The organism is Mycobacterium lacus, from assembly GCF_010731535.1.
Lineage (GTDB): Bacteria > Actinomycetota > Actinomycetes > Mycobacteriales > Mycobacteriaceae > Mycobacterium > Mycobacterium lacus.
The window spans coordinates 3,371,858-3,394,321 of record NZ_AP022581.1 but is presented as its reverse complement, the minus strand read 5'-3'; the positions used below and the strand labels follow the sequence as shown (position 1 = coordinate 3,394,321).

25 protein-coding genes and 1 tRNA gene are annotated in these 22,464 nt (G+C 67.9%); 16 read left to right on the top strand and 10 right to left on the bottom strand.

Translation table 11 applies throughout. The features are described 5' to 3' along the window. Positions 1-4 precede the first annotated feature (4 nt). Genes G6N24_RS15580 through G6N24_RS15570 form a run of 3 tightly spaced genes read right to left on the bottom strand, consistent with a single transcriptional unit; the run spans position 5 to position 4,477 of the window. Positions 5-1,594: an acyl-CoA carboxylase subunit beta gene (locus tag G6N24_RS15580; protein WP_139822600.1), complete on the bottom strand. Its 1,590-nt coding sequence runs from the start codon at positions 1,592-1,594 to the stop codon at positions 5-7. Between the two features lie 55 nt (positions 1,595-1,649). Then, positions 1,650-2,798: an acyl-CoA dehydrogenase family protein gene (locus tag G6N24_RS15575; RefSeq protein ID WP_085162618.1), complete on the bottom strand. Its 1,149-nt coding sequence runs from the start codon at positions 2,796-2,798 to the stop codon at positions 1,650-1,652. Next, a complete protein-coding gene (locus G6N24_RS15570) occupies positions 2,795-4,477 on the bottom strand; it encodes an acyclic terpene utilization AtuA family protein (RefSeq protein WP_139822599.1) in 1,683 nt (560 codons plus the stop codon). The genes G6N24_RS15575 and G6N24_RS15570 overlap by 4 nt, the downstream gene beginning before the upstream one ends. A 241-nt stretch (positions 4,478-4,718) precedes the next feature. On the opposite strand from G6N24_RS15570, the gene rpmF reads away from it, so the two are divergent. From rpmF to G6N24_RS15545, 5 genes are all read left to right on the top strand, one after another. Then, positions 4,719-4,892, top strand: coding sequence for a 50S ribosomal protein L32 (gene rpmF / locus G6N24_RS15565; protein WP_085162617.1), 174 nt, complete (start codon positions 4,719-4,721; stop codon positions 4,890-4,892). Positions 4,893-4,949: 57 nt separating this feature from the next. Next, entirely contained in the window at positions 4,950-5,636 is a 687-nt protein-coding gene (gene mprA / locus G6N24_RS15560) for a two-component system response regulator MprA (protein WP_085162616.1), read from the top strand. Positions 5,637-5,773: 137 nt separating this feature from the next. Continuing rightward, the gene (locus G6N24_RS15555; protein ID WP_232070583.1) at positions 5,774-7,225 is read left to right on the top strand and encodes a HAMP domain-containing sensor histidine kinase; all 1,452 of its coding nucleotides are present in this window, start codon (positions 5,774-5,776) and stop codon (positions 7,223-7,225) included. Positions 7,226-7,284: 59 nt separating this feature from the next. After that, the gene (locus G6N24_RS15550) at positions 7,285-8,715 is read left to right on the top strand and encodes a S1C family serine protease (protein WP_085162614.1); all 1,431 of its coding nucleotides are present in this window, start codon (positions 7,285-7,287) and stop codon (positions 8,713-8,715) included. Further along, positions 8,715-9,260, top strand: coding sequence for a MogA/MoaB family molybdenum cofactor biosynthesis protein (locus G6N24_RS15545; protein WP_085162613.1), 546 nt, complete (start codon positions 8,715-8,717; stop codon positions 9,258-9,260). The genes G6N24_RS15550 and G6N24_RS15545 overlap by 1 nt, the downstream gene beginning before the upstream one ends. Positions 9,261-9,279: 19 nt before the next feature. Here G6N24_RS15545 and mscL read toward each other — a convergent pair whose 3' ends face one another. From mscL to G6N24_RS15525, 4 genes are all read right to left on the bottom strand, one after another. After that, positions 9,280-9,729, bottom strand: a complete 450-nt coding sequence (mscL, locus tag G6N24_RS15540; protein ID WP_085162612.1) for a large-conductance mechanosensitive channel protein MscL — start codon at positions 9,727-9,729, stop codon at positions 9,280-9,282. Positions 9,730-9,804: 75 nt separating this feature from the next. Further along, positions 9,805-10,476 carry an SAF domain-containing protein gene (locus G6N24_RS15535; protein ID WP_139822592.1) on the bottom strand — a complete coding sequence of 224 codons (672 nt, stop codon included), beginning with the start codon at positions 10,474-10,476 and terminating at the stop codon, positions 9,805-9,807. 67 nt (positions 10,477-10,543) lie between these two features. Beyond that, positions 10,544-10,864 (bottom strand): FmdB family zinc ribbon protein, encoded by a 321-nt coding sequence (locus G6N24_RS15530; protein WP_085162610.1) that lies wholly within the window; start codon positions 10,862-10,864, stop codon positions 10,544-10,546. 84 nt (positions 10,865-10,948) lie between these two features. Continuing rightward, a complete protein-coding gene (locus G6N24_RS15525) occupies positions 10,949-11,542 on the bottom strand; it encodes a 5-formyltetrahydrofolate cyclo-ligase (protein WP_085162609.1) in 594 nt (197 codons plus the stop codon). A gap of 75 nt (positions 11,543-11,617) precedes the next feature. Between G6N24_RS15525 and G6N24_RS15520 the strand changes: the two genes are divergently transcribed. The 6 genes from G6N24_RS15520 to G6N24_RS15495 all read left to right on the top strand — a co-directional run bounded on the left by G6N24_RS15520 (position 11,618) and on the right by G6N24_RS15495 (position 16,499). Further along, positions 11,618-12,535, top strand: a complete 918-nt coding sequence (locus G6N24_RS15520) for a UTP--glucose-1-phosphate uridylyltransferase (RefSeq protein WP_085162608.1) — start codon at positions 11,618-11,620, stop codon at positions 12,533-12,535. Positions 12,536-12,568: 33 nt separating this feature from the next. Further along, positions 12,569-13,849, top strand: coding sequence for a molybdotransferase-like divisome protein Glp (gene glp, locus G6N24_RS15515; protein ID WP_085162607.1), 1,281 nt, complete (start codon positions 12,569-12,571; stop codon positions 13,847-13,849). A 21-nt stretch (positions 13,850-13,870) separates the two neighbouring features. Continuing rightward, positions 13,871-14,524 carry a GNAT family N-acetyltransferase gene (locus G6N24_RS15510; protein WP_085162606.1) on the top strand — a complete coding sequence of 218 codons (654 nt, stop codon included), beginning with the start codon at positions 13,871-13,873 and terminating at the stop codon, positions 14,522-14,524. Positions 14,525-14,693: 169 nt separating this feature from the next. After that, the gene (gene sepX, locus G6N24_RS15505) at positions 14,694-15,770 is read left to right on the top strand and encodes a divisome protein SepX/GlpR (protein ID WP_085162605.1); all 1,077 of its coding nucleotides are present in this window, start codon (positions 14,694-14,696) and stop codon (positions 15,768-15,770) included. A 48-nt stretch (positions 15,771-15,818) separates the two neighbouring features. Next, positions 15,819-15,891 (top strand) — tRNA-Ala (locus tag G6N24_RS15500). 461 nt (positions 15,892-16,352) lie between these two features. Next, the gene (locus G6N24_RS15495; protein ID WP_163745532.1) at positions 16,353-16,499 is read left to right on the top strand and encodes a hypothetical protein; all 147 of its coding nucleotides are present in this window, start codon (positions 16,353-16,355) and stop codon (positions 16,497-16,499) included. 18 nt (positions 16,500-16,517) lie between these two features. On the opposite strand, the gene G6N24_RS15490 is transcribed toward G6N24_RS15495, so the two are convergent. Further along, positions 16,518-16,715, bottom strand: a complete 198-nt coding sequence (locus G6N24_RS15490) for a site-specific integrase (RefSeq protein ID WP_308204446.1) — start codon at positions 16,713-16,715, stop codon at positions 16,518-16,520. A gap of 263 nt (positions 16,716-16,978) precedes the next feature. Between G6N24_RS15490 and G6N24_RS15485 the strand changes: the two genes are divergently transcribed. Beyond that, positions 16,979-17,242, top strand: a complete 264-nt coding sequence (locus G6N24_RS15485) for a hypothetical protein (protein ID WP_085162602.1) — start codon at positions 16,979-16,981, stop codon at positions 17,240-17,242. 9 nt (positions 17,243-17,251) lie between these two features. On the opposite strand, the gene G6N24_RS15480 is transcribed toward G6N24_RS15485, so the two are convergent. Next, positions 17,252-17,998, bottom strand: a complete 747-nt coding sequence (locus tag G6N24_RS15480; RefSeq protein ID WP_085162601.1) for a class I SAM-dependent methyltransferase — start codon at positions 17,996-17,998, stop codon at positions 17,252-17,254. A 131-nt stretch (positions 17,999-18,129) separates the two neighbouring features. Between G6N24_RS15480 and G6N24_RS15475 the strand changes: the two genes are divergently transcribed. From G6N24_RS15475 to G6N24_RS23725, 3 genes are read left to right on the top strand one after another with little or no spacing between them, the layout of a single operon-like run. Further along, entirely contained in the window at positions 18,130-19,074 is a 945-nt protein-coding gene (locus G6N24_RS15475; RefSeq protein WP_139822598.1) for a GNAT family N-acetyltransferase, read from the top strand. Positions 19,075-19,113: 39 nt separating this feature from the next. Next, positions 19,114-19,782 carry a DUF5642 family protein gene (locus G6N24_RS23730; RefSeq protein WP_085162599.1) on the top strand — a complete coding sequence of 223 codons (669 nt, stop codon included), beginning with the start codon at positions 19,114-19,116 and terminating at the stop codon, positions 19,780-19,782. A gap of 27 nt (positions 19,783-19,809) precedes the next feature. Then, the gene (locus G6N24_RS23725) at positions 19,810-20,466 is read left to right on the top strand and encodes a DUF5642 family protein (protein WP_085162598.1); all 657 of its coding nucleotides are present in this window, start codon (positions 19,810-19,812) and stop codon (positions 20,464-20,466) included. 53 nt (positions 20,467-20,519) lie between these two features. On the opposite strand, the gene G6N24_RS15465 is transcribed toward G6N24_RS23725, so the two are convergent. Further along, on the bottom strand, positions 20,520-21,116 hold the full coding sequence (locus G6N24_RS15465) for an alpha-ketoglutarate-dependent dioxygenase AlkB (protein WP_179963436.1): 597 nt from the start codon (positions 21,114-21,116) through the stop codon (positions 20,520-20,522). Between the two features lie 69 nt (positions 21,117-21,185). Between G6N24_RS15465 and arcA the strand changes: the two genes are divergently transcribed. Next, positions 21,186-22,394 (top strand): arginine deiminase, encoded by a 1,209-nt coding sequence (arcA, locus tag G6N24_RS15460; RefSeq protein ID WP_085162596.1) that lies wholly within the window; start codon positions 21,186-21,188, stop codon positions 22,392-22,394. Positions 22,395-22,464 lie beyond the last annotated feature (70 nt).

The window sequence follows — 22,464 nt, the reverse complement described above, 5'->3', positions numbered from 1 at the left end:
GGATTCACATCCTGAAGACGCCGAAGTTCGACGTTCCCTTGATCGGGCCATTGGCGATGGCGGACAGACACATTCCCAGCACGGTGCGGGTGTCGCGTGGGTCGATCACCCCGTCGTCGTAGAGCATCCCGGACAGCACCATCGGCAGCGACTCGGCTTCGATCTGGCCCTCGACGGCGGCCCGCATCGCGGCATCGGCCGCCTCGTCGACTTGCTGTCCGCGAGCCTCGGCGGCCGCTCGGGCCACGATCGACAGCACGCCCGACAGCTGGGCGCCGCCCATCACCGCGGATTTGGCGCTGGGCCAGGCGAACAGGAAGCGGGGTTCGTAGGCGCGGCCACACATGCCGTAGTGGCCCGCGCCGTACGACGCGCCGATCAGCAGCGAGATGTGGGGAACGGTCGAGTTGGACACGGCGTTGATCATCATTGATCCGTGTTTGATCATCCCACCCTCCTCGTAGTCCTTGCCCACCATGTAGCCGGTGGTGTTGTGCAAGAACAACAGTGGGGTGTCGGCGCGGTTGGCCAGCTGGATGAACTGGGTGGCCTTCTGCGACTCCTCGCTGAACAGCACGCCGCGCGCGTTGGCCAGGATGCCCAGCGGATAGCCGTGCAACTGGGCCCAGCCCGTCACCAGTGACGATCCGTACAGCGGCTTGAACTCGTCGAATTCGGACCCATCGACGATCCGGGCGATCACCTCCCGCGGGTCGAATGGGATGCGCAGGTCCCCGGGTACGATGCCGATCAATTCCTCGGAGTCGAACAGCGGCTCGGTCACGGGCCGCGGGGCGGGTCCCTGTTTGACCCAGTTCAGCCGGGCCACAATGCGCCGCCCGATCCGGATCGCGTCGAGCTCATCGACGGCGAAATAGTCGGCCAAACCCGAAATGCGGGCGTGCATTTCGGCGCCGCCCAGCGATTCGTCGTCGGACTCCTCGCCGGTCGCCATCTTCACCAGCGGGGGACCGGCCAGGAACACCTTCGAGCGTTCCTTGATCATCACCACGTGATCGGACATGCCGGGGACGTAGGCGCCGCCCGCGGTGGAGTTGCCGAATACCAGGGCGATGGTGGGGATCCCGGCGGCCGAGAGCCGGGTCAGATCTCGGAACATCTGCCCGCCGGGGATGAAGATTTCCTTCTGCGTGGGCAGGTCCGCCCCGCCGGATTCCACCAGCGAAATCACGGGAAGCCGGTTTTGGAAGGCGATCTGGTTGGCCCGCAGTATTTTTCGGAGCGTCCACGGATTGCTGGTGCCGCCCTTGACGGTGGGGTCGTTGGCGACGATCATGCATTCCACACCGGAGACCGCGCCGATACCGGTGACCAGGCTGGCTCCGATCGCAAACGCGCTGCCGTACGCCGCCAGCGGGCTCAGTTCCAGGAACGGGGAGTCCGGATCGACGAGCAGCTCGATGCGTTCCCGGGGGGTCAGCTTGCCGCGGGCATGGTGACGGTCGACATACTTGGGGCCACCGCCCGCAAGCGCTTTGGCGAGTTCGGCGTCGATCTCTTCGAGCCGTGCGATCGCCGCCGACGCGGCCTCGGCGTAGGCAGGAGCGTTTCGGTCGAGCGTGGACTGCAGCACGGTCACGACCACCGCCGACGATGCAGAGCGGAGCGATGAGGAGGAGGCGGTGCAATCACGATTGATACCCCAGAAGCTTGGCGGCAAGAGCGGTGAGGATTTCGGTGGTTCCGCCACCGATGCCCAGGATTCTCATGTCCCGGTATTGGCGTTCGACTTCGGATTCGGCCATGTAACCCATGCCGCCGAAGAGCTGGACGGCTTGGTTGGCAACCCATTCCCCGGCCTCGACGGCGGTGTTTTTCGCGAAGCACACCTGCGGGACGAGGCTGGTTTCACCCGCGAGTTGGCGCTCCACCACGCTGCGCGAATAAACGCGGGCGACGTCGATGCGGCGGGCCATCTCGGCGAGCGTGTTCTGTACCGACTGGCGCGAGATCAGCGGGCGGCCGAACGTCTCCCGGTCGCGACACCACTGCGCGGTGATGTCCAGACAGCGCTGTGCGCTCGAATACGCTTGCGTGGCAAGGGCGATGCGCTCGGAGACGAACGCACGGGCGATCTGGGCGAATCCGGTGTTCTCGCCCCCGACGAGATTGGCGGCCGGTACCCGCACATCGGTGTAGGACAGCTCGGCGGTGTCCGAAGAGCGCCAGCCCATCTTGTCCAGCTTGCGGGCGACCTCGAAACCCGGGGTCCCCTTCTCGACCACCACTAGTGAAACCCCGGCGGCGCCAGGCCCACCCGTGCGCACCGCGGTGACGACGTAGTCGGCGCGAACCCCGGACGTGATGTAAGTCTTGGCGCCGTTGATCACATAGTGGTCGCCGTCGCGCACCGCGCTGGTCCGCAGATGCCCGACGTCCGAACCCCCGCCGGGTTCGGTGATGGCCAGCGCGCCGATCTTCTCCCCGGCCAACGTCGGCCGCACGAACGTCTCGATCAGCCGCGCATCCCCCGAGGCGATCATGTGCGGCACCGCGATGCCGCAGGTGAACAAGGATGCGAAGACGCCGCCCGGTGCGCCGGCCTGGTGCAGTTCTTCGCAGATGATCACCGGATCGGCACCGTCTCCGCCGCCACCACCGACCGTTTCGGGAAAGCCCGCGCCCAGCAACCCGGCCGCCCCGGCGCGCCGGTGCAGGTCGCGCGGCAGCTCGCCGATCCGCTCCCATTCATCGATATGCGGCAGGATCTCGCGTTCGGTGAACGAGCGCACCGTCTTTCGCAGCTGTTCGCGTTCGGGCGTGTTCCAGATGCTCACAAAAGCCTTTCCGGGATGTCGACATGGCGGCTGCGCAGCCATTCGCCCAACCCCTTGGCCTGCGGATCGAAGCGCGCCTGATAGGCAACACCCTGGCCGAGGATCCCCTCGATGACGAAGTTGACCGCCCGCAAGTTGGGCAGCACATGGCGGGTGACATCAAGGTCCGCGGTCTCGGGCAGCAGCTCCTTGAGCTGCTCGACCGTCAGCGTGTTGGCCAGCCAGCGCCACTGCTCGTCGGTGCGGACCCACACCCCGACGTTGGCCGATCCGCCCTTGTCGCCGCTGCGGGCGCCGGCGATGCGGCCCAGCGGCACCCGGCACGTCGGGCCGGCAGGCAGCGGCTCCGGCAACGGCGGGGGATCGGCGGGCACCAATTCCAAAGTTTCCGTGGCGCAGGCGATTTCGGTGCGCGTACCGTCGGGATGCACCGCGATGTGCCGCACCTGTTGGGCGTCGACGTACCCCGCAGTGAACACACCGTAGACCTGTCCATCGCCCGGCGGGGCGGTCATGGTGAACCCGGGATAGCTTGCCAACGCTAATTCGACTGCCGCCGAGGAAAATTGGCGTCCCACGTTCGCCGGGTCGGGATCGCGGACGACGCAGTGCAGCAAGGCGCTCGCGGCTTCCTCGGTGTCGGCGTCGGGGTGGTCGGTGCGGGCCAGGGTCCACTGCAACTCGGCGGGCTTGACGGTCAAGCTGGATTCCAGTTGCCGCCGCACCAAATCGGCCTTGGCCTCGATATCCAGGCCGGTCAGCACGAACGTGATGGCGTTGCGGAATCCGCCGATGCTGTTCAGCGACACCTTCAGTGTGGGCGGCGGCGGTTCGCCGATCACGCCGCTGATGCGGACCCGGTCGGGGCCGTCGGCCAATAATTCGATGGTGTCCATCCGCGCCGTGACGTCGGGGTTGGCGTACCGGGCGCCGGTGATCTCGTAGAGCAGCTGCGCGGTGACCGTGTCGACGCTGACCACTCCGTCGGTACCCGGGTGCTTAGTGATCACCGACGAGCCGTCGGCGTCGACCTCGGCCAGCGGGAAGCCGGCGTGGAGCAGCTCCGGGATTTCTGCGAAAAAGGAGTAGTTGCCCCCGGTGGCCTGGACGCCGCATTCGATGACGTGACCGGCCACCACCGCCCCGGCAAGCCGGTTGTAGTCGGTGCGGCCCCAGCCGAAGTGCGCGGCCGCGGCCGCGACGGTCACCGAGGCGTCGGTGACCCGGCCGGTAACGACGACGTCGGCTCCGGCACTCAGGCAGTCGACAATGCCCCAGGCGCCCAGGTAGGCGTTTGCCGTCAGCGGCGCGCCGAGGCCGAGTTCGGCCGCGCGGGGCTGCAGGTCGTCGCCTTCGACGTGCGCGATCCGGGCTCCGATACCCAGGCGTTCGGCCAGGGCGCGTACCGCGTCGGCCAGCCCGGCGGGGTTCAGGCCGCCGGCGTTGGCGACGATGCGCACCCGGCGGTCCAGCGCCAGTCCCAGGCATTCCTCCAGTTGGGCCAGGAAGGTCTTGGCATATCCGCGGTCGGGGTTTTTCATCCGGTCGCGGCCCAGAATCAGCATGGTTAGCTCGGCCAGGTAGTCGCCGGTGACGTAGTCGAGTTCGCCGCCGCTGAGCATTTCGCGCATGGCTGACAGGCGGTCCCCGTAGAAGCCCGAGCAGTTCCCGATTCGCACGGCACCGGAAACAGGAGCCATGCGCATCCTCCCTTCATTGGGACCATTTCTGTGGCGCGACCAACCAACCGGTAGGTCAGCATAGCCGCATCCATAACGACGGGTGAATACCCGCCTCGAACCCATTTTGGCCAGCGGCGGGTCACCGACTACCCTAAGAACCAATCGTCGCCGTTCGGCCGGGAGGCCATGCCATGCGACATGCCCGACCGAAACCCCAATCGAGGAGTAAGGCCCCACCATGGCGGTACCCAAGCGCAGGATGTCGCGCGCGAACACCCGAAGCCGGCGCTCGCAGTGGAAGGCTGCCAAGACCGAGCTCGTCGGAGTGACGGTGGCTGGTCACAAGCACAAGGTTCCCCGCCGGCTGCTCAAAGCCGCCCGCCTCGGCCTCATCGACCTCGACAAGCGCTAGCCCGGCTACGGCGCGCCTCTCAGGCCTGTCTCAGGCGCTGGTACGAAACTAGTGTCCGTGCGGATTCTTGTCGTCGACGACGATCGCGCAGTGCGCGAGTCGCTGCGCAGGTCGCTGTCATTCAACGGCTACTCTGTCGAGCTGGCCCATGACGGGGTCGAGGCCCTCGACATGATTGCCAGCGATCGGCCCGACGCGCTCGTGCTGGATGTGATGATGCCGCGCCTGGACGGCCTCGAGGTGTGCCGCCAGCTCCGCAGCACGGGCGATGACCTGCCCATCCTGGTCCTCACCGCCCGCGACTCGGTTTCCGAGCGGGTCGCGGGCCTGGACGCCGGCGCCGACGATTACCTGCCGAAACCGTTTGCCCTCGAGGAGCTGTTGGCGCGCATGCGGGCGCTGCTGCGACGGACCAGGCCCGACGACCCCGCCGAGTCGGTGGCCCTGAGGTTCTCCGACCTGACCCTGGACCCGGTCACCCGCGAAGTCACCCGCGGGCAACGCCGGATCAGCCTGACGCGGACCGAATTCGCCCTGCTGGAGATGCTGATCGCCAATCCGCGGCGGGTGCTCACCCGTAGCCGCATCCTCGAGGAGGTGTGGGGATTCGACTTTCCCACCTCGGGTAACGCGCTGGAGGTCTACGTCGGGTATTTGCGCCGCAAGACCGAGGCCGACGGCGAGCCGCGGCTGATCCACACCGTGCGCGGGGTGGGTTACGTGCTACGCGAAACGCCCCCCTGATGATCCGGTTCCGCCGGCCTCGCCGGGTTGGCCGCGCACCGTTGCGAGCTGTCGGGTTTACTCGGCAGCGACCCCCAGCGCCCGGCCCCGCCGCACCGTTGCGAGCCACCAGCTCGTTGTCCCTGCGGTGGCGGGTGATGCTGCTGGCCATGTCGATGGTGGCGATGGTGGTCGTGCTGATGTCATTCGCTGTCTACGCCGTGATAGCGGCCGCGCTGTACAGCGACATCGACAACCAGCTGCAAAGCCGGGCGCAGCTGCTGATCGCCAGCGGCTCGCTGGCCGCCGATCCAGGAAAGGCCATCGAGGGCACCGCCTACTCGGACGTCAACGCCATGCTGGTGAACCCGGGCCACTCGATCTACACCGCTAACCAGCCGGGTCAGACCCTGCCGGTCGGATCGGCCGAGAAGGCCGTCATCCGCGGCGAATTGTTCATGTCGCGGCGCACCGCGGCCGATCAACGGGTGCTGGCCATCCATTTGCCCAACGGCAGTTCGCTGTTGATCTCCAAGAGCCTGCGACCGACCGAGGCGGTCATGAGCAAACTGCGCTTTGTGCTGCTGATGGTCGGCGGGGTCGGCGTCGCGGTCGCCGCGGTGGCCGGAGGGATGGTCACCCGGGCCGGGCTGCGTCCGGTGGGTCGTCTCACCGAGGCAGCCGAGCGGGTGGCGCGCACCGACGACCTGCGCCCCATCCCCGTGTTCGGCAGCGACGAACTGGCCAGGCTCACGGAGGCATTCAACTTGATGCTGCGCGCGTTGGCCGAGTCTCGGGAACGGCAGGCACGGCTGGTTACCGACGCCGGACACGAGTTGCGCACCCCGCTGACATCGCTGCGCACCAACGTCGAGCTGCTCATCGCCTCGATGGAACCCGGAGCACCGCGGCTACCGGAAAAGGAGATGGTCGATCTGCGCGCCGATGTGCTGGCTCAGATCGAGGAATTGTCCACTCTGGTAGGCGATTTGGTGGATCTCACGCGAGACGACGCCGGCGATGTGGTGTATGAGACGGTCGACCTGTCCGAGGTCATCGATCGCAGCCTGGAGCGAGTCAGGCGGCGGCGCAACGATATTCACTTCGACGTTCAGGTGATTGGATGGCAGGTCTACGGCGACGCAGCCGGGTTGTCGCGTGCGGTGCTGAACCTGATGGACAACGCAGCCAAGTGGAGCCCGCCGGGCGGTCATGTCGGCGTCAGGATGAGGCAGCTGGACCCGTCGCATACCGAGCTGGTGGTTTCCGACCATGGACCGGGCATCCCACCGCAGGAACGGCGCCTAGTGTTCGAACGGTTCTACCGGTCGGCGTCGGCACGCGCAATGCCCGGTTCGGGCCTGGGGCTGGCGATCGTCAAGCAGGTGGTGCTCAACCACGGTGGGTCGGTACGCGTCGAAGACACCGTGCCGGGAGGTCAGCCGCCGGGAACGTCGTTTTACGTGCTGTTACCGGGCCGGCCGATGCCGACGCCGCCGCCGCCGACGGCCCGGGCCGAGGCTCGAACCGTGCCCATGGTCAAGACGGCGAACTCTCGGGGTCCGGCGAACGTTATCTCAGTGGATTCTCAGTCCGCGCGGGCAAGGTAGTTGCCGTTACTGTTGAACACGCAGGCCCATGCCCAGTAGAGAAAGAGCGACTTAGCGACATGACGAATCACCCGAGGTATTCGCCACCGCCGCAGCAGCCGGGACATCGTACCGCGCCTAATCAGCCTGTGCCGCCCGCTTATGCTCAGGGGCAGCAAACATATAGCCAGCAGTTCGACTGGCGCTACCAACGGCCCCAGCCATCGCAACCTCCCCACCCAACCCAATTCCGTCAGGGCTTCGACACGTTCGGTGGTACGGGGCCGGGTTCCATCCCCGGCGGCACCGGGCAAGGCCCGATACCCAGGGGCACCGGGCCGGTTCCGATACCCGGGATGCTTCCGCCAATGGGCCCCCCTCCCACGGTGATTCACCAGCGGCGGCCTCGGGCGGGCATGTTGGCGATCGGCGCGTTGACCATCGCGGTGGTGTCCGCCGGTATCGGCGGGGCGGCGGCATCGTTCGTGGAGCTCAACCGGTCACCCGCGGGCCCCGACGGCGGCGTGGTGGCAGCCAGTGGGGCTCCCAGTGTCCCGGCAGCAAACATGCCGCCTGGCTCCGTCGAACAGGTTGCCGCAAAGGTGGTCCCCAGCGTCGTCATGCTGGAGACCGATCTGGGCCGTCAGTCCGAGGAGGGCTCCGGCATCATCCTGTCGGCCGACGGGCTGATCTTGACCAACAACCACGTCATCGCGGCCGCCGCCAAACCCCCCGTCGGCAGCCCGCCGCCCAAAACGACGGTGACTTTCTCCGACGGCCGTACCGCAACGTTCACCGTGGTCGGGGCGGATCCCACCAGCGATATCGCCGTCATCCGGGTGCCGGGTGTCTCCGGGCTCACCCCGATTTCCCTGGGTTCCTCGTCGGATCTGCGGGTTGGTCAGCCGGTGCTGGCCATCGGCTCGCCGCTGGGTTTGGCGGGCACGGTGACCACGGGGATCGTCAGCGCGCTGAACCGGCCGGTATCGACCACCGGTGAGGCCGGCAACCAGAACACCGTGCTGGACGCCATTCAGACCGACGCCGCGATCAACCCGGGTAACTCCGGCGGGGCGTTGGTCAACATGAACGGCCAGTTGGTGGGCGTTAACTCCGCCATCGCCACCCTGGGTGCCGATTCGGGCGACGCGCAGAGCGGCTCGATCGGCCTCGGCTTTGCGATTCCGGTCGACCAGGCCAAGCGCATCGCCGACGAGTTGATCAGCACCGGCAAGGCGTCCCATGCCTCGCTGGGCGTGCAGGTAACCACCGACAAGGGCGTCCCGGGTGCCAAGGTTGTCGAGGTAGTGGCCGGTGGCGCGGCCGCGAACGCCGGAGTGCCCAAGGGCGTCGTCGTCACCAAGGTCGAGGACCGCCCGATCAACAGCGCCGACGCCCTGGTCGCCGCGGTGCGGTCCAAGGCGCCCGGCGACAGAGTGTCGCTGACCTACCAGGATCCCTCGGGCGGCAGCCGCACCGTGCAGGTCACGCTCGGCAAGGCGGAGCAGTGATGAGAGTCGACGCGCAGTTGTCGGACCTCGGATATACGGTGGCACCCATGGAACAGCGTGCGGAGTTGGTCGTCGGCCGGGCACTCATCGTCGTTGTCGACGACCGCACGGCGCACGGCGACGAGGACCACAGCGGCCCGTTGGTCACCGAGTTGCTCGCCGAGGCGGGGTTCGTCGTCGACGGCGTGGTGGCGGTCGAGGCCGACGAGGTCGAGATCCGAAACGCGTTGAATACCGCGGTGATCGGCGGGGTGGACCTGGTGGTGTCGGTCGGCGGGACCGGAGTCACGCCGCGTGACGTGACCCCGGAGGCCACCCGCGACATCCTGGATCGGGAAATCCTGGGCATCGCGGAAGCGATCCGCGCGTCGGGCCTATCCGCCGGCATCATCGACGCCGCATTGTCACGCGGGCTCGCCGGCGTTTCCGGGAGCACGTTGGTGGTCAACCTCGCCGGTTCCCGTTACGCGGTGCGCGACGGAATGGCGACGCTGAATCCGTTGGCCGCTCAGATCATCGGGCAACTGTCCAGTCTCGAGATCTGAAGCTGGGGCGGGCGGCCCGTCACTGCGACTCGGCGCCCGCGCGCGGTCCGTGGCCTGGAGTGGATGCCCCGCCGTGCGTGCCCGACGAATCTCCGTTTGATTGCGCGAGCAGGTCGCGAATCTCGCTGAGCAGCACGACTTGGGCGTCGTCCGCCTGCTCGACCTCGCCCCTGTTGCGCAAGGTGTTGTACGGCAGCACGACGAAGAAGTACACCACGGCGGCGATCAGGACGAAGTTGATCGCCGCCGACAGGACGATGTTCAAGTCGATGGTCTGGCCGCCGCCTATGCCGATCTTCAAGATGCCGACGTTGGACTGCTCTTTGACGCCGATCCGGTTGATCAGCGGCGTGATGATGCTGTCGGTGAACTTGGTGACTAACGCCGTGAAAGCCGTGCCGATGACCACCGCGACGGCCAGGTCGACGATGTTGCCCCGCGCGAGAAACTCCTTGAACCCCTTGAGCATGGCTCGGTCCTTTCAGGCCCTGTCTGGACTGGACACAGTTTGCTGTCGATCGGGTGCCGACCAACGGCCGGGCACTCAGTGCAGGGTGAGGGTTACCGTCTGACCCAGCGCCGAGCCTGCCACTGTGTTCGCCACCCGAGCCGGCAGCGCAACCAAGACTACGCCGTCGCCTGCGGCGGCCCGGTCCTGCTGCCGGGCCGACACCAGTACCACGACGGCGTCGGTGGCGAGGACCTTGGGGACCGCCGGCGAGGCGGGTGCCGGCGTGTCGTTGGCGGGAGCGGCAAGAACGTCGATGACATCACCGACGCGAACCAGGTCGATCAGCGCGCTGTCGGCCAGGTGCAGTGGGACGATGCGAGCGCCGGGCCCGGCCGTGGACTCGGCCAGCCGGCTCCCCAGTAGCCGGACATCGGTGATCACCTCGCCGCGCCGCGTGGGGCCGGCCAGGGTCGCACCGACCACCACGCCCAGATCGGTTTGTGACCCGTCGGGAAGCGTTGTGGCCAAACGCTTTTCCAGCCGAACGTCATCGGCACTCAGCGCGGCCCCGGGGCGCAGGTCGCGCGCGGCCACCACGACCTCGGCGCGCTCACCCTCGGGATTCGACCGCAGCGTCGCGACGCCGGCTAGCACAACCAGCGCTCCAGCGGCGACGCGCCGGGCCAGCACGGTCCGGGTCCAGTCCGGCCGCAGCCACATCGATACGCGGCTGACCAGGCTCGGATTCAACGATGTTGCCGCCACGCCGCAAACGGTAGGCGCCGCGGCGGCGCCGGCGGTGCCGGCGAGAAAGACGCTTGTGGATAACCCGCTAGCTCGACGCGCCCGCGGGGGCCGGTGTGGAGCTGGTTGACTTTTCGCTCGACCCGGACTTCTCGCTCGACCCCGAACTCGAGCTCGTCCCCGCGTCGCCGGTCGAGGATCCGTTGGTCGAGCTCTTCGATTTCTTGCCGGACTCGCGGCTGTCGGTGCGGTAAAAACCGCTGCCCTTGAACACGACGCCGACCGCGTTGAACAGCTTTCGCAGTCGACCGGAGCACCGCTGGCAGGTGGTCAGCGCATCGTCGGTGAAGGCCTGCACAACGTCGAAGCGGTCGCCGCACTCGGTGCACGCGTAGGTGTAGGTCGGCACAGAAACCTCCGGGTACTGTCAGATCGATTAGCACTCTACCGTCTCAAGTGCTAGAACCGCCACGTGACCTGTACCATTCCCCGCTCATTCCCCAGTCGAAAGCGCGATCAACCCGCGTTGCGGTGTGAGCGCGTGGGTCATTCGCACATCGTGGGGCTCCGACGGCAACTCGTCGACCAATTCGTCGTCGCGCACGATCGCGATCAGTCGTGCCCGCGGGTCTCGGGCCGCGAGCGAGCGATCGTAGAAGCCGCGCCCCCGGCCCAGCCGCACGCCCCGGGCATCGACCGCCAGCGCCGGCACCAGCACGACGCTGGCCTCGGCCAGGGCCGAGGACGGCAGCCAGGGGTCGAGCGGCTCGAGCAGTCCCCAACGTCCCCGCGCAAGCCGGTCGGACCCGTACTCGCCCCAACGCAGCGGCAACGGCACGTCGGCGGCGGTGGTGCGCGCCACCGGCAACAGCACCCGCCCCGCCCGGCGGAGCAGCACGTCCAGCATCTGCAGCGAACCGGGCTCGGCGCCCACCGGCACGTACGCGCAGACGGTGCTGCCGCCGCTCACCAGGAGCTCGAGGTGCTCGCTGAGCATCCGGGCCTCGGCGGCCCGAACGTCGTCGGCAACGCGACGCCGGGCCGCCAGCAGCTGTTCTCGCAACACTGCCTTGTCGGCGACCGCCATGCTCTCCACGATGACAGGCCCGGCTTTGTCGCCGCGACAGCGACTCGGCGGTTGTGTGGGGCTATGGTGTGAACGATGTCCCGCCCAGAAGTACCGACCCCGATCCCGCGCACCGCAATCGTCCCCGCAGCGGGCCTGGGCACACGGTTCTTGCCCGCGACCAAGACGGTGCCCAAGGAGCTGTTGCCCGTCGTCGACACCCCCGGCATCGAACTGGTCGCCGAGGAGGCGGCCGCGGCCGGTGCCGAACGCCTGGTGATCGTCACCTCCGAGGGCAAGGACGGCGTCGTCGCGCATTTTGTCGAAGACCTGGTGCTCGAGGGCACGCTCGAGGCCCGCGGCAAGAAGGCCATGCTGGCCAAGGTGCGGCGGGCCCCGGCGCTGATCAAGGTCGAATCCGTGGTGCAGGCCGAGCCGCTGGGGCTTGGACACGCCATCGGCTGCGTGGAGCCCAGGTTGTCGGAGGACGAGGACGCGGTTTCGGTGCTGCTGCCCGATGACCTGGTGCTGCCCACCGGCGTCCTGGAGACGATGTCGACGGTGCGGGCCCAGTACGGCGGCACGGTGTTGTGTGCCATCGAGGTAACGCCGGAGGAGATCAGCGCCTACGGGGTCTTCGACGTCGCGCAACTTCCCGACGCCGACAATCCCGACGTGCTCAAGGTCAAGGGCATGGTCGAGAAGCCCAAGGCCGCCGAGGCACCGTCGATGTATGCGGCGGCCGGGCGCTACGTGCTCGACCGCGCCATCTTCGACGCGCTGCGCCGCATCGACCGGGGCGCCGGCGGGGAAGTGCAGCTCACCGACGCGATCGCGCTGCTGATCGCCCAAGGTCATCCGGTCCATGTGGTCGTGCATCGCGGATCCCGACACGACTTGGGAAATCCCGGCGGCTACCTCAAGGCTGCGGTTGACTTTGCATTGGATCGTGACGACTATGGCCCGGATTTGCGGCAGTGGTTGGTGGCGCGATTGGGCCTGACCGAGCAGTAGCCGGGCCAGGGCAGGAGGGCAGAAAGGCGCGCTGTGCGTTCTGTGGAGGAGCAGCAGGCCCGGATATCGGCCGCGGCGGTGGCGCCTAGGCCGATACGTGTTGCCATTGCCGAGGCGCAAGGATTGATGTGCGCCGAAGAAGTGGTGACCGAACGCCCGCTGCCCGGTTTCGATCAGGCCGCGATCGACGGTTACGCGGTGCGCAGCGTGGACGTGCTCGGCGTGGGCGAGCCGGGTTCCCCCAACGATCAAGCCGATGATGCCGACCCCGACGGTCGCGAGGTGCTGACCCTGCCGGTGATGGGAACCATCGATGCCGGTGCGCGCACACCCAGCAGGCTGCAGCCGCGCCAGGCTGCCCGCGTGCAGACCGGCGCGCCGCTGCCGACGCTGGCCGATGCGGTCCTACCGTTGCGGTGGACCGACGGTGGGATGAACCGGGTTCGGATTCTGCGCGGCGCGCCGTCGGGTGCTTACGTGCGTCGGGCCGGTGACGACGTGCAGCCGGGCGACGTGGCCGTGCGCGCCGGGACGATCATCGGCGCCGCCCAGGTGGGGCTGCTGGCGGCGGTCGGCCGCGAACGGGTGCTGGTGCACCCGCGCCCGCGGCTGTCGGTCATGGCGGTCGGGGGTGAACTGGTCGACATCTCGCGCACCCCAGGCAACGGGCAGGTCTACGACGTCAACTCCTATGCCTTGGCGGCGGCCGGCCGGGACGCGGGCGCGGAGGTCAACCGTGTCGGCATCGTCAGCAACGACCCCAAGGAGCTCGGCGAACTCGTCGAGGGCCAGCTCAACCGGGCCGAGGTTGTGGTGATCGCCGGCGGAGTCGGGGGCGCGGCGGCCGAGGCGGTGCGGTCGGTGCTTTCCGAGCTCGGTGAGATGGAGGTCGTCCGCGTCGCCATGCATCCGGGGTCGGTGCAGGGTTTCGGGCAGCTCGGCCGGGAGCGGGTCCCGACGTTTCTGCTGCCGGCCAATCCGGTCAGCGCCCTGGTGGTCTTCGAGGTGATGGTTCGGCCGCTGATCCGGCTGGCGCTGGGCAAGCGGCAGCCGATGCGCCGCATCGTGCAGGCTCGCACACTGTCGCCGATCACCTCGGTGGCCGGGCGCAAGGGCTACCTGCGCGGTCAGCTGATGCGTGATCAGGACACCGGCGAATACCTGGTGCAGGCACTCGGCGGCGCCCCCGGGGCGTCGTCGCACCTGCTGGCCACGCTTGCCGAGGCAAACTGCCTGGTCGTGGTTCCCAGTGGCGCCGAGCAGATTCGCACCGGCGAGATCGTCGACGTCGCCTTCCTGGCTCAGCGCGGCTGAGCGCAACCACGGCACATTCTCATGAACCTCTGGCGCTCCAATCCCCGGCATCCGGGCTGGCCGACGGTCGTTGGGCCGCTACGGGTTTCGGCGGGCCTCATCCGGTTGCGCCCGGTGCGGATGCGCGACGGGGCGCAGTGGAGCCGGATCCGGTTGGCCGATCGTGCCCACCTCGAGCGGTGGGAGCCTAGCGCCGACGGCGACTGGACCGTCCGTCACGCGGTTGCCGCATGGCCGGCGGTGTGTTCGGGTCTGCGTTCGGAGGCCCGCAAGGGCCGCATGCTGCCGTACGCCATCGAGCTCGACGGGCAGTTCTGCGGTCAGTTGACCATCGGCAACGTCACCCACGGGGCGCTGCGGTCGGCGTGGATCGGCTACTGGGTGTCTCGTGCGGCGACCGGCGGCGGGGTGGCCACCGGGGCGTTGGCGCTGGGCCTTGACCACTGCTTCGGTCCGGTGATGTTGCATCGCGTGGAGGCGACGGTGCGGCCGGAGAACGCGGCCAGCAGGGCCGTGCTGGCAAAGGTCGGGTTCCGCGAAGAGGGTTTGTTGCGGCGATACCTCGAAGTCGACCGGGCCTGGCGAGACCACCTGCTGATGGCCATCACCGTCGAGGAGGTGCGCGGGTCGGCGGCGTCGACCCTGGTCCGCGCCGGGCAGGCCAGCTGGCCCTGACTCGGCCTGGCCCGGGAGGCCCGGCCGTGTGTGGCTAGCGTGACACGTGTGGCGTGTGATGCTTGTCAGCTGCAAATTACAGGTGTGTAATTGTCCTGGGCCTTTGGCCCGGCCGTGGGGGCCACCCGACGAGGCCTCGCGGGGATTAGAACCGAAGGAGCAGGTCATCATGCCAAGCATCCCGCAATCGTTGTTGTGGATCTCGCTGGTGGTGCTCTGGCTGTTCGTGCTGGTGCCGATGCTGATCAGCAAACGCGACGCGGTGCGGCGCACCAGTGATGTGGCCCTGGCAACACGGGTGCTCAACGGCGGCGCGGGCGCTCGCCTGCTCAAGAGGAGTGGCCCCGCCGCGGGCCATCGCAGCGACCCCGCCTGGAAGGCGGACGAAGACTGGGAGGACGAGCCGGTCGACGGGGTATACGCCGATGCCGACCTCGACCAAACCCAAGACCTAGGCCCGGGGCAGGACGTCGAGGCCGAAGATGTGCGGCGCCCGCGCCCGGTGGTCGTGCAGGTTGCGGCCGCCCCTGACGCCGAGGCCGCGGAGCCCGACTACCTGGACGTCGACGTCGTCGAAGAAGACTCCGGCGCCCTTCCGGCAGGGGTCAGTGCCCGGGCGGCCGAGCCCGCGTTGCTAGCGGTCGACGATGGCGCGGACGACGAGGAGGCCGAACCCGAGGGCGCGTCGGCCGCGCAGGACGACTCACTGCAAGACGAATACGAATACGTCGAGGACTCCTGCGGTTTGGAGCCGGAAGAGGAGGACGCCCGAGACGAATCGCCGGCAACGGTGGTGCCGGGAGCGTCCCGGCGGCGACGGTTCGACACCCAGACCGCGGCCGCGGTCAGTGCCCGCAAGTACACGTTCCGCAAGCGTGTGCTGATGGTGATGGCGGTGATCTTGGTCGGTTCGGCCACGGCGGCGTTCGAAGTCACGGCGAACGCATGGTGGGTGTGCGGGGGCGCCACCGCGATGACCGTGCTCTACCTGGCCTACCTGCGCCGGCAAACCCGGATCGAGGAGAAGGTGCGGCGCCGGCGGATGCAGCGGCTGGCGCGGGCGCGGCTGGGCGTGGAGAACACGCATGACCGCGAGTACGAGGTGGTGCCGTCGCGGCTGCGGCGCCCGGGTGCGGTCGTCTTGGAGATCGACGACGAGGACCCGATCTTCGAGCACCTGGACCACCAGGTGCCGCTCCGCAACTACGGCTGGCCCAGGGATCTGCCGCGAGCCGTCGGCCAGTAGAGCGCAGTTCGGCCTTTGGTGTCGCGGCTGGTAGCCTGCTAGCGATCAGGGGCTATGGCGCAGTTGGTAGCGCGACTCGTTCGCATCGAGTAGGTCAGGGGTTCGAATCCCCTTAGCTCCACAGTTTGAGCAGGCGTTTTGCGGTTTAGCCAAGGCGTCGTCGCACGGGCCGGCAAACGTCCGGTACGCACAACGCCGTTCGCCCTCGCGGGCGAGAAGACCAAGTCGCGTGGGCGGGCTGGTGTGTTGGATGGCGATGACGGCTCTTCTATTTGCGATCTTGTTTGCGGCGTAGTGGCGTGGGCGCGACGTTCCACAGAGTTGAGGTCGCCTGGCTGGACGCCCACCCCCTGGTTGCGCGAGAGGAAACGGGAGGCGTGGATCAGGAACTTCATATACGCCTCTACCGCCGACCGAATGGAACGCACTTGTGCGTGGTGGAGTTTCGGGTTCGCGATGGTGAGCTTCGGGTGCGCGGCCGTTGCATTCCTTGTTAGTGGTTTTGAGCCGGCCCAGCGAGTGACAGCTAACCCACTCGTCTGTACTTACATCGCGTGCGGATTCTTCGAAATCATAGGCATCGTGACGACGGTTCAGGCACTGATCAACACCTACCATTGGACGGGGGAACCGCCCCAAGGATGGGCCAAATACCGGGGCCCGGCGTTCATCACCGCGGGCATAGCGCTTGGCTTCATCGGCAACGTCAAGTCCATAACAGCTCGGTAGACAAGCCATTCATTCTGGTCATTCTGGCGTCTTTTGGATGGCAACGACGCCCCGGATGGCCGCAACGAGGTTAGCGGCCACGCTGTCCAGGGCCGCGTCGAACAAGTCCGCGTACACGTCGAGCGTCATCGACGCCATGGCGTGCCCGAGCATCCTTTGCACCGTCTTGGCGTTGGCACCGGCCGACACCGCCAGCGTTGCCACCGTGCGCCGCAAGTCGTGGGGGTTGGGAGCCGGGACGGAATTTTCGTGCGAAAGCGGACCGCGCCCGGTGATGCGGTTGTGAGGCCGACCTCGCGGCAGCCGTCCAGAAGCGGGCTTTCCCCCGCTGTACCCTCGCACCCGCCCGTCGTCGTTGTCGACCACCCGGCCCAGCCACCCGACACGAAGTCTGATGCCGATCCAATAATTTGCTGAACATTCGCTAAGACGGTGTGGCGGAGCGGGATTCGGTCCCGGGCGGGCCCTAATGTCGAGGAATGACCACCGAGTACTACCTGCAGAAGGTTCCCGTCGAATCCGTTCGGCCGGGCTTTTCCCTGGCCATCCGCCGCGACGGTGAGTATCGACTGTTTCAGGTCGAATGCACGCAGATGTCGCAGCGGAACGGGCAGCCGGTGATGTTCACGCTCACGTCGGAGCCCGGCTCAGGGCCGGTTGAAGGCGGCGATCCGTGGGTCGTGGAGTACGAGGCGGGCACGCCGGTGGTCCGCCTTCTCGGCGTCTGCAAGAACGCCTCCTGATGGATGGGGTCACCGGGGCTTACCGGCGGCGACGAACTGTAGCGCGCGCTGTGCCCGTTGTTCGATGTCGACGAGGCCGGCCGACGAAAACAGGTCGACGAAGCTGTGCCGGTCGAACATCGTGAGCCCGATCGCGCGGGCGGCCGCGGTCAGGCCGGACCGGAGCGGCGCCCGTTGCCCGGCGTAACTGGTGAGGATCGCGATCCGACCGCCCGGTCGGAGCACTCGTATCATCTCGCGGGCCACCCGGAACGGTTCGGGCATTAGGTAAAGCGCGCCGAAACAGCAGACGGCGTCGAATGTTTCGTCGGCGAACGGCAACATGCGGGCGTCACCGCGGACGTAACAGGTGCGCGGCCCGCTGTTGTCCAGCACGGCCCGCGTCAGCATCGGCGCAGAAATGTCGAATCCCACCGCGAGGCCACCATCCGGCAGTTGTCGCGCCAGTGGCCCGGTGAAATTGCCTGGCCCGCAAGCGACGTCGAGCAACCGATGGGCGCTGCCGAGGCGCAGGACCGTCGCCGCGCGGCGCTGCTCGGCGCGGGTGGTCACGCCGCTGGCGAGGTAGAAGGACGCCGGACGCCACAGCCGCTCGTAGACGGTGGCGACGAACGGACTGTTCATCGCCCGTTGGGCGAAGGTCGGCGCTTCAGAACTCGTCGATTCGCCCAGCACGTCGAGGAAACCGTGCCGCAGCACTGCGGTCCCGGCGAGCAGGCCGCGGGTCGACTCGAGCGGGTCCTGGCTGCTGTCCATTGGGTTCAGGCTAGTGCGGCGGCTTGCCGCGGACGCGGCCGACGCCCTAACCTGTCGCGGATGGGACCGGAACGGGGCGGCGGATTCATGTGGCCGAACTGACCGGCGCGCGCGTTGAAGAGCTGGCGCGAATGGACATCTTCGAGGGATGCCCAGCCGAGAACCTGATCCCGTTGGCGGCCCGCGTTCAGCCGCTGCGGGCCGCCGCCGGCCAGGTGCTGATGCGGCAGGGCGAGCAGGCTGTCTCGTTCCTGCTCATCTCCTCGGGGGCCGCCGAGGTCAAGCACGTCGGTGACGACGGCGAGGTGATGGTCAGCCAGGCGTTGCCGGGCATGATCGTCGGGGAAATCGCCCTGCTGCGCGACGCCCCACGATCCGCGACGGTCACCACGATCGAGCCGCTGACCGGCTGGGTCGGTGACAACGACGCCTTCGTCCAGATGGTACACAACCCCGAGATCATGCAGCGGGTGCTGCGCACGGCGCGCCAGCGCCTGGCCGCCCTCATCACGCCGATCCCGATACGCGTTCGCGACGGGACCGAGCTGATGCTGCGTCCGGTCCTTCCCGGCGACGACGAGCGCACCGTGCACGGGCACGTCGAATTTTCCAGCGAGACCCTGTATCGGCGGTTCATGTCGGCTCGCCTGCCCAGCCCGGCGCTCATGCACTACCTGTCCGAGGTGGACTACGTCGACCACTTCGTCTGGGTGATGACGGACGAGAGCGACCCGGTCGCCGACGCTCGCTATGTGCGCGACGCGACAGATCCGACGGTCGCCGAAATCGCCTTCACCGTCGCCGACGCCTATCAGGGACGGGGCATCGGAAGCTTTCTGATCGGTGCGTTGTCCCTCGCCGCCCGGATTGCCGGGATCGAAAGGTTTTCCGCGCGAATGCTTTCCGACAACGTGCCGATGCGCGCGATCATGGACCACCACCGCGCGGTCTGGCAACGCGAGGACGCCGGGATCATCACGACCGTCATCGACGTGCCCCGCCCACGTGGCATCAAGCGTGACATGGCTGACCAGATCAAGCGCGTCGCCCGCCAGGTGATCGACGCGGTCGGCTGAGCGGACTCCGTCGGCTCACCGCTCGTGATATCAACGATCATGCGGCCGTTCTGGATTGGCGCGGTTGTTGCGCTGCTGGCGGCCGCATGTGCGCGCACGCCCGCGCCGGCTCCCGCGCCGTCGCCGTCGGCTCATCCCACCGCCGTCAACCCCGCCAACATCAAGAGGGTCGGTCGGGAGCTGCCGCCCGGCTATGAGGTGAGCACAGCCATCCCCGCCGGGGTCTCGCCGAGAGTGACTTGGGGGCTTGAACCGGATATGGGGGCGAGGCCGCCGCAATGCGCGGCGCTGGCCGACCCGGGCAATGGACGCGACCAGTCCGCCCAGGGTGTCTCCGGATCGGGCGCGGGCGGCATCGTCGGCGCGGTGGTCGTGGCGGTGCGGCCGGGCCCGGTGGACCTCAACCACACCGTTGTCGCGGCGTGCGGGCAGTGGACCATGTTCGACGAGCACACCACCGTCAGTGTGCGTCTGACCGACCCCCCGCACGTCGACGGCGCCGAAACCCTTGGCATGGTGGCCGATACCCGGACCTCCGTCGAGTCAGGCACCGAAATCGATTCGCGGATATACACTTTCGTCGCCTACCTGGGCGACTACTACGCATTCACCACCCTGACCACCGACCCCGGTTCGCCGCTCCCGGCGCTGACTCCGCAGTTCGCCGCCGATCTCTTGGTCAAAACGGTGTCGGAGTTACGCGGCTGAGCATCCGTGTTGGGTAGATTGGCCACGATGTTCAAGGTGGCGCTGGCGCTCGCATCGGTGTGTTGGCTCATGGGCTGCTCGTCGGGCGCGAATACCGCCTCGCGGCAGGTCGACATCGCCAAGGTCACCGACTTGAAGCCGACCTTCGGACCCGAGTTCAAGGTCTCCGACGTCACGCCCAGGGCCATCGATCCCGCGTTCTTTTCCGCCCGCAAGCTGCCCGAGGGGCTGCGGTTCGATCCCGCGAATTGCGCGAAAGTCGCGTTGGGGCCGCAGTTGCCACCGGGCTTGCAGGGCAACATGGCCGCCGTCTCCGCCGAGGGCCACGGCAACCGGTTTGTCGTCATCGCTTTGGAGACCTCCCAGGCGCTGCCATCCAACGACCCGGGGAAGGACTGCGGCAAGGTCGCTTTCGTCGGGCCCCAGGTGAGGGGTGGCATCGAGGTGGTCGATACGCCCAAGATCGACGGGACGCAGACGCTGGGCATCCACCGCGTCCTGCAGGCGCTGGTCGATGGGTCAGCCCGCACCGGTGAGCTCTACGACTACTCGGCCCAGTTCGGCGACTACCAGGTGATCGTCATCGCCAATCCGCTGGTGATCCCCGGACAGCCGGTGGCAGCCGTCGACACGCAACGTGCCCGCGACCTGCTCGTCAAGGGAGTGGCCGCGGTCCGCGGCTAGCCCGACGACGGCGAGCGCCGGGGCGGCGCGAGAACGGAGTCGGGCAATCAGAACTAGCGCACATCGCGTGGCCGAAATTGGATGCTGACGCGTGGACCCGCGGGCGCGGACGTCTTGGGAACCGAGTGCTCCCAGGTGCGCTGACAGGAACCGCCCATCACCAGCAGGTCGCCGTGCGACAACGCCAGCCGCAGCGACGGGCCACCGCCGCGCGGCCGCAGCGCGAAGGTGCGGGTGGCGCCCAGGCTGACGATCGCCACCATGGTGTCCTCCGAGCCGCCTCGACCGATGGTGTCGCCATGCCAGGCGACGCTGTCGGAACCGTCGCGGTAACAACACAGCCCGACGGTGGTGAAGGGCTCACCCAGTTCGCCGGCGTAGATGTCGTTGAGCCGCCGACGCAGCCGCGCCAACAACGGGTGGGGCGGGTCCTCGACCGCGAGGTCGTGAAAACTCACCAGCCGGGGCACGTCGACCACCCGCTCGTACATCTGGCGGCGTTCGGCTCGCCACGGCACCGTCGACAACAACGCCTCCAGCAACTCACCACCACCGGTCAGCCAGCCGGCCCGGATGTCGATGAAGGCCCCCTCGCTGAGGGTTCTCCGCTCGTGGTGCTCGAACAGCGAGCCCTGCACCGCGATCGCCACGCCCGCCAGCATATCGCACATTCGTTCGATGAGACGGTTCCGGCCGGGCCAGGGGCTACGGTTCTCACTGTGAGTGTCGAGCTGGGCTCCAACTCCGAGGTCGCAACGTTACGGGTCGCGATTCTGCACCGCCCGGGCGCCGAGCTGCTCCGACTCAACCCGCGCAACAACGACCAGCTGCTGTTCGACGGGCTGCCCTGGGTTTCGCGCGCCCAGGAGGAGCACGACCAGTTCGCCGAGCTGTTGCGCTCCCGCGGTGTGGAAGTGCTGCTGATGTCGGACCTGCTGACCGAGGCGCTCCACCATAGCGGGGCCGCCCGAATGCAGGGGGTTGCCGCCGCGGTCGACGCACGCCGGCTCGGATTGCCGTTGGCGCAGGAGCTTTCGGCCTACCTGCGCAGCCTTGACCCGGTCAGGTTGGCGCATGTTTTGACGGCCGGGATGACGTTCAACGAGCTGCCGGCGGACACCCGCAGCGCGGTGTCCCTGGTGCTCCGGATGCACCATGGGGCCGATTTCGTCATCGAGCCATTGCCGAACCTGGTGTTCACCCGTGACTCGTCGATCTGGATCGGGCCGCGCGTGGTGATCCCGTCGCTGGCGCTGCGGGCGCGGGTCCGGGAGGCGTCGCTGACCGATCTGATCTATGCCCACCACCCGCGGTTCACCGGTGTGCGGAAGGCCAACGAATCACGGGCCGCTCCCGTCGAAGGTGGTGACGTGCTGCTGCTCGCTCCGGGCGTGGTCGCGATCGGAGTGGGGGAGCGCACCACCCCGGCCGGTGCGGAAGCGTTGGCGCGCAGCCTCTTTGACGATGACCTCGCGAAAACCGTGCTGGCGGTGCCGATCGCCCAAAGGCGCGCGCAGATGCACCTGGACACGGTGTGCACGATGGTCGATACCGACACGGTGGTGATGTACGCCAACGTCGTCGACACGCTCTCGGCCTTTACGATCCAGCGCACGCCCGATGGCGTGACGATCGGCGAAGAAACCTCGTTTCTGGATGCAGCGGCCCAGGCGATGGGAATCGACAAGCTGCGGGTGATCCACACGGGGTTAGACCCCGTCGTCGCCGAACGTGAGCAGTGGGACGACGGCAACAACACGCTGGCCCTGGCGCCCGGCGTCGTCGTCGCCTACGAGCGCAACGCGCAGACCAACGCGCGCCTGCAGGACGCGGGTATCGAAGTGCTCACCATCTCCGGCTCCGAATTAGGCACCGGCCGAGGCGGGCCGCGCTGTATGTCCTGTCCGGCCGCCCGCGATGCGGTGTAGCTCACCGAGATTGCCGCCATGGTCGTGGCCAGTGCGGCGGGCACAGCCATGGCGGCAATCTCGGCGAGCG

Coding starts and splice junctions, on each gene's coding strand:
- rpmF (WP_085162617.1), top strand. CDS start 4,719: ATGGCGGTACCCAAGCGCAGGATGTCGCGCGCGAACACCCGAAGCCGG.
- G6N24_RS15545 (WP_085162613.1), top strand. CDS start 8,715: ATGAGAGTCGACGCGCAGTTGTCGGACCTCGGATATACGGTGGCACCC.
- G6N24_RS15555 (WP_232070583.1), top strand. CDS start 5,774: ATGCTGCTGGCCATGTCGATGGTGGCGATGGTGGTCGTGCTGATGTCA.
- G6N24_RS23730 (WP_085162599.1), top strand. CDS start 19,114: ATGCGGCCGTTCTGGATTGGCGCGGTTGTTGCGCTGCTGGCGGCCGCA.
- G6N24_RS15550 (WP_085162614.1), top strand. CDS start 7,285: ATGACGAATCACCCGAGGTATTCGCCACCGCCGCAGCAGCCGGGACAT.
- G6N24_RS15480 (WP_085162601.1), bottom strand. CDS start 17,998: ATGGACAGCAGCCAGGACCCGCTCGAGTCGACCCGCGGCCTGCTCGCC.
- sepX (WP_085162605.1), top strand. CDS start 14,694: ATGCCAAGCATCCCGCAATCGTTGTTGTGGATCTCGCTGGTGGTGCTC.
- G6N24_RS15520 (WP_085162608.1), top strand. CDS start 11,618: ATGTCCCGCCCAGAAGTACCGACCCCGATCCCGCGCACCGCAATCGTC.
- G6N24_RS23725 (WP_085162598.1), top strand. CDS start 19,810: ATGTTCAAGGTGGCGCTGGCGCTCGCATCGGTGTGTTGGCTCATGGGC.
- mscL (WP_085162612.1), bottom strand. CDS start 9,729: ATGCTCAAGGGGTTCAAGGAGTTTCTCGCGCGGGGCAACATCGTCGAC.
- G6N24_RS15510 (WP_085162606.1), top strand. CDS start 13,871: ATGAACCTCTGGCGCTCCAATCCCCGGCATCCGGGCTGGCCGACGGTC.
- G6N24_RS15525 (WP_085162609.1), bottom strand. CDS start 11,542: ATGGCGGTCGCCGACAAGGCAGTGTTGCGAGAACAGCTGCTGGCGGCC.
- G6N24_RS15485 (WP_085162602.1), top strand. CDS start 16,979: ATGACCACCGAGTACTACCTGCAGAAGGTTCCCGTCGAATCCGTTCGG.
- G6N24_RS15475 (WP_139822598.1), top strand. CDS start 18,130: ATGGACATCTTCGAGGGATGCCCAGCCGAGAACCTGATCCCGTTGGCG.